The sequence below is a fragment of the Streptomyces sp. WAC04114 genome, from assembly GCF_019733245.1.
Taxonomy (GTDB): Bacteria; Actinomycetota; Actinomycetes; order Streptomycetales; family Streptomycetaceae; genus Streptomyces; species Streptomyces massasporeus_A.
Genome location: NZ_JAIGQA010000112.1, coordinates 21,145 through 27,144, shown reverse-complemented (window position 1 = coordinate 27,144; position 6,000 = coordinate 21,145). Strand labels below are relative to the sequence as shown.

The 6,000-nt window shown below is 72.0% G+C and carries 2 protein-coding genes; both read left to right on the top strand.

What is annotated here, in order from left to right:
- A partial coding sequence (locus tag K4G64_RS25485) for a non-ribosomal peptide synthetase (RefSeq protein WP_221758336.1) occupies positions 1-4,224 on the top strand: 4,224 nt, incomplete at its 5' end.
- Positions 4,214-5,914, top strand: coding sequence for an ABC transporter ATP-binding protein (locus K4G64_RS25480; protein WP_221758335.1), 1,701 nt, complete (start codon positions 4,214-4,216; stop codon positions 5,912-5,914). The genes K4G64_RS25485 and K4G64_RS25480, both read left to right, overlap by 11 nt.
- Positions 5,915-6,000: the final 86 nt, after the last annotated feature.

The following is a 6,000-nucleotide window of genomic DNA, read 5'->3' as shown; positions in this document are numbered from 1 at the left end:
CCCCTCACCCCCACCCCGATCATCCTCCGCCAACGCGAACTCGGCGGCTCCCTGACCCGCTTCGCCCAGGCCAGGACGCTCAAGGCCCCCGAAGGCACCGGCTTCGCGGACGCCGTACGCACCGCGAACGCCGTGGTCGCCGCACACCCGGCCCTGCGGCTCAGGCTCCGCACAGAGCACGGCGTGTGGACCCTCCGCACCGAACCCGCCCGCGACATCACCGTCGTACGCCCGGACACCACCGACGCGACAGCCGTCGCCAACGAGGCCGCCGGACAACTCGACCCCGAGTCAGGCGAAGTGATCGCGTTCGCGTGGCTGGAGTCGAGCAGGACCCTCGTCGTCACCGTGCACCACCTCGCCGTCGACGCGGTCTCCTGGCTGATCCTGCTCGACGACCTGGCCACGGCCCTGCGCGGCGAGCCCCTCGCCCCGCCGACCACCTCGTACGCCGAGTACGCCGAAGCCCTGACGCTGAGGGCGACCCAGGACCTCGACGACCTCGGCCACTGGATCACCACTCTCCAGGCGCCCGAACTGCTGCCGTCCACAGGGGCGTTGCGCAGGACGACCGTGGTAGTCGCCCCGGACGTGAGCGACAGCGTCACCCGCACCGCGCCCGCCGCACTCGGCGTCGGCCTCACTGAGCTGCTGTGCGGCGCCCTGCGCACCGCGCTGACCCACATCCAGCCGTCGCCCGGCGACCTCGCGATCGACCTGGAGCGGCACGGCCGCGTCCCGGTCCTCGAACAGCACGACTACACCCGTACCGTCGGCTGGTTCACCGCCATCGCGCCCGTACGGCTGACCGCGCACACCGACCCCGTCGCGGCGGCCCGCGAGGTCGCCGAGCGTCAGCCGGACGAGCGCGGACACGTCGCCTACGGCCGGCTCAGGTACCTCAACCCGCAGACCGCCCCGCTGCTCACCGCCCGCCCTCAGGTGCTGTTCAACTACCTCGGCCGGGGCAGCGAGTCCCAGGCGCTGTACCTCACCGGCGGCGACCAGGGCAGCCCGTACGCCGTCGAGGTCAACGCCTGGACCGACGAGGCGACCGGCAGTCTGCTCGCCGAGTTCGTCCTCGCCGAGGGCGTCCCCGACGCGATCACCGAGCACTGGCGCGGTGCGCTGAAGCACCTCGCGGACGCCGCGACGACTGCCGAGCGCACCGCACCGGTCACCCCGCTCCAGCGCGGCCTGTTCTTCCAGGCCCAGCTGGCGGGCACGGCCGGACACTACGTCGCCCAGAACTGGTTCACCTTCGACCGGCGTCTGGACACCGGCGCGCTGGCCGAGGCGATGGCCCACGTGATCGCACGGCACCCGGTCGTCGGCGCCGGCTTCGGCACCGACGAGGACGGGAACCCGGTCCAGGTCCTCAAGGCCGGACGACGGGTCGACGTCCGTACGATCACCCTGTCGACGGACGCAGAAGTGGACGCCCTGCGCGCCCGGGACCGGGACACGGGCTTCGATCCGGGGGAGCCGCCGCTGATCCGGCTCACCGTCGTGCACCTGCCCGGCGACCGGGACGGCCTGCTGCTCAGCTACCACCTGCTGCTGTGGGACGGCTGGTCCCGGGAGATCGTCCTGCGGGACCTCTTCGACGCCTACCGTGCCGTCCTCGCCGGCGAGCCGCTCGATCCGACGCCCGCCACACCGAGCTTCGAGGAGTACGCCCGGGCCCTCGACGCCAGGGACCCGGCGCCGTCGGAGCGCTTCTGGGCGGACCACTTGGCCGCCCTCCCCGGCCCGACGCTGCTCGCCGGACCGGCGCCGTCCTTCCCGGACGACCTGCCGAGCGCCCTCGTGCACACCCTGTCCGCCGAGCAGTCCGCGCTCGTGCGCGAGACGGCCCGGGTGCACGGCGTCACCCTGAACTCCGTGCTGACCGGCGCGTTCGGCCTGCTCCTCGGCGCGCACACCGGCCGCGCCGACGCCGTGTTCGGCGTGACCGTCTCCGGCCGGGACGGCGAGGGGCGCTCCGACATCGTCGGCGTCCTGCTCAACACCGTGCCGATGTGGACCCGGGCCCGCCCCGACGACACGGTCGGCGCCTACCTGTCGGCCGTCCAGACCGCCCGGGTCGAGGCGATGGAGCACGAGCACCTCGGGCTCGGCGAGATCCAGCGGGCCAGCGGGCACGACACCCTGTTCGACAACCTGTTCGTGCTCCAGAACTTCCTGGACATGGACGCGTTCGCCGAGATGAACACCCGGCACGGCATCACCTCGGTGAAGGCCGACGACTCGACCCACTATCCGTTCACCTGGGTCGTCACGCCGGGCGACCGGCTCACGGTGAAGCTGGAGTACCGCGACGGCGACACCGGCAACGCCCGCCGTCTCCTCGACGACTACCTGGGCGTGCTCGAAGACCTGGCCCGTGCCACCGGGCCGGTCGGCGCGCTGCGCGGTCTGGGCCGGATGCCCGAGCCGGCCGCACGCACCGACGTCGGCACGGACACCGTCGTCGACCGGTTCGACCGGGCGGCGGACCGCGATCCGCAGCGGGTGGCACTCGTGGCTCACGGCTCGACGATGACCTTCGCCGAACTCCGCGACCGCAGCCGGGCCGTGGCGGGCGTGCTCGCCGCGCGCGGCATCGGACCGGAGACGACCGTCGGCCTCGCGATCCCGCGCTCCCTCGACTGGATCGCGGCGCTGTTCGCCGTCCTGCGGGTCGGCGCCGCGTACGTGCCGCTGGAGCTGGACCACCCGGACGAGCGGATCGCCGCGATCGTCGACGACGCCCGCCCGGACGTGATCCTCACCGTGAGCGCGGTCTCGCCCCGCCTGACCGGCGAACTGATCGAACTGGACCGGCCGCTTCCCGATGCAGAGCCGTATGTGACGTTCGCTCCGGACGACCCGGACCGGCTGCGCCATCCCGCGTACACGATCTACACCTCCGGCTCCACCGGGAAGCCCAAGGGCGTGGTGACCGAGTACGCCGGTCTCACCAACATGCTGATCAACCATCAGCGCAGGATCTTCGAGCCGGTGCTGGCCGAGCACGGACACCGGACCTTCCGGATCGCGCACACCGTGTCGTTCGCGTTCGACATGTCGTGGGAGGAGCTGCTGTGGCTCGCCGACGGACATGAAGTGCACATCTGCGACGAGGAGTTGCGCCGGGACGCGCCCCGGCTGGTCTCCTACTGCCTGGAGCACGGGATCGACGTCATCAACGTGACTCCCACCTACGCGCAGCAGTTGGTCGCCGAGGGCCTGCTCGACGACCCGGCGCAGCGGCCGGCCCTGGTGCTGCTCGGCGGCGAGGCCGTCACGCCCACGCTGTGGCAGCGGCTCGCCGAGACCGAGGGAACGGTCGGCTACAACCTGTACGGGCCCACCGAGTACACCATCAACACCCTGGGCGTCGGCACCTTCGAGTGCGCGGACCCGGTCGTGGGCGTGGCCATCGACAACACCGACGTGTACGTCCTGGATCCATGGCTGCGACCGCTGCCGGACGGTGTGCCCGGCGAGCTGTACGTGTCGGGCATCGGCATCGCGCGCGGCTACCTCGGACAGCCCGCCCAGACCGCCCACCGCTTCGTGGCCTGCCCGTTCGGCGGGCCCGGCGAACGCATGTACCGCACCGGCGATCTGGTGGTCCGCCGTCCGGACGGCAACCTGATGTACCTGGGCCGCACCGACCAGCAGGTCAAGATCCGCGGCCACCGGGTCGAACTCGGCGAGGTCGAGGCCGTGTTCGCCGCCCACCCGGCGGTGCGGTTCGTCGCCGCGGTCGCCCAGCCCGACCCGCAGGTCGACGGCGCCCACCGGCTGGCCGCCTACCTGGTCCTGGACGGGGCGGATCTGGCGACCGTCGCCGCCGAGGTGGGCGCCGGACTGCCGGACTTCCTGCGGCCCACGCACTACGCCCAGGTCGACAGCATCCCGCTGACGGTGAACGGGAAGGCTGACACCAAGGCGCTGCCCGAGGCCAAGCCGCTGGGCGCGCTGACCACGGCGGGGGAGCGGGGCCCGCAGACCGAGACCGAGACCGTGGTGTGCGAGTACTTCGCCGAGGCACTGGACCTTGACGACGACGAGGTGAGCGCGGTGAGCGACTTCGTGTCCCTGGGCGGACACTCCATGCTGGCGGTGCGGCTCGTCGGGCTGCTCCGCCGCGAGTACGGTCCCGTGATCACCATCCGCGATCTGTTCACCCTGCGAACCCCGGAAGCGATTGCCCGCCACCTCGATGACAACTGACACTCAGCGGCCCCGCCGAGGGGCCGCCATCCTCCGCACCGCCCTGCGCCGCAACATCGGTGCCATGGCCTGGGGCACCCTCCTCATGGGCCTCTATCAGGCCGGCGAGACGGCCTTCCCCATCGCGCTCGGCCTGATCGTCGAGCACACGATGCGGGACGGCCGCAGCCTCCAGGCGCTCGCCCTGTCGATCGGCGCCCTGGCCGTGATCATCACGACGGTGTCGCTGTCGTGGCGGTTCGGCATGCGGATCCTGCAGAAGGCCAACACGACCGAGGCGCACCGCTGGCGGGTGAAGGTCGCGGCCTGCGGTCTGCAGCCCGTGGCCCGGGACGTCGACCTCAAGTCCGGCGAGGTGCTGACCATCGCCACCGAGGACGCCGATCAGACCGCCGACATCATCGAGGTGGTGCCGCTGCTCATCAGCTCGCTCGTCGCCGTGCTGGTCGCGGCGGTCGCCCTGGGCCTTGCGGACATCCGGCTCGGGCTGCTGGTGATCGTGGGCACGGTCGCGATCCTGTCGATCCTCAGCGTGATGTCCAAGCGGATCGGCAGCAGCACCCAGGAGCAGCAGGCCCGGGTGGCGCGGGCGGGAGCGAAGGTCGCCGACCTGATCACCGGCCTGCGCCCACTGCACGGCTTCGGCGGCAACCACGCCGCCTTCCGGTCCTACCGGGAGGTCAGCACGGAGGCGAAGCGCCAGTCGATCACCGTCGCCAAGGTGAACGGCGTCTACGCGGGCACCGCCCTGGCCCTCAACGCGGTCCTCGCCGGCGCCGTGACCCTGACGGCGGGACGGCTGGCGTTCGAGGGCCGGATCACCATCGGCGAACTCGTCATGGCCGTGGGCCTGGCGCAGTTCATCATGGAACCGCTCAAGCTGTTCTCGGAGATGCCCAAGTACGTGATGATCGCGCGTGCCTCGGCCGAGCGGATGGCTCTTGTGCTGTCGGCCCCGCCGGTCATGACCCCGGGCTCCGAACTCCCCTCCGGGGGCGGCGACCTGGAGATCGACTGCGTCCGCCACGGCACGCTGTCCAACCTGAAGTTCCAGGTGAAGGCGGGCGAGTTCGTAGCCATCGCCCCCTACCAGCCCCGCGCGGCGGCCGACCTCGCCGCCGTCCTGGCCGTGCGCGTCCCGCCCACCGCGTACGAGGGAACGGTGCGGATCGCCGGCAAGGACCTGGCGGACCTGTCCGTCGAGGCGGTCCGCGAGCACCTGCTGGTCAACCCGTACGACGGGGAGATCTTCGCGGGCACCCTCCGTACGAACATCGACCCGTCGGGCACCAGCCGGACGGTCCCCGAGGCGGTCGAGGCGTCCATGCTGACCGACGTCGTGGCCCTGCACCGCGAGGGCCTCGACTACGGCGTCCGCGACCGGGGCGCCAACCTCTCCGGAGGCCAGCGCCAACGCCTCTCCCTGGCACGCGCCCTGGCCGCCGACACCGACGTCCTCGTCCTGCACGACCCGACGACGGCGGTGGACGCGGTCACCGAACAACTCGTCGCCCGCAACGTGGCGAAGCTTCGCCGGGGCCGCACGACGATCGTGATCACCAGCAGCCCGGCGTTCCTGGACGCGGCCGACCGGGTCCTCATCCTGGACGACGGCACGATCACAGCAGAGGACACCCACCGCAACCTGCTGGCAAGAGACCAGGACTACTGCTCGGCGGTGGCCCGCTGACCTTTCAGGGGCGCGGGGCCGAGTCGATGTGCGGCTCCGCCGCGTGGGCGCGACCAGCCCCCACGCACCGGCACTCGACAACGGCG

Excerpts from the sequence above, each read along its gene's own strand:
- K4G64_RS25480 (WP_221758335.1), top strand. The coding sequence starts at position 4,214 with ATGACAACTGACACTCAGCGGCCCCGCCGAGGGGCCGCCATCCTCCGC.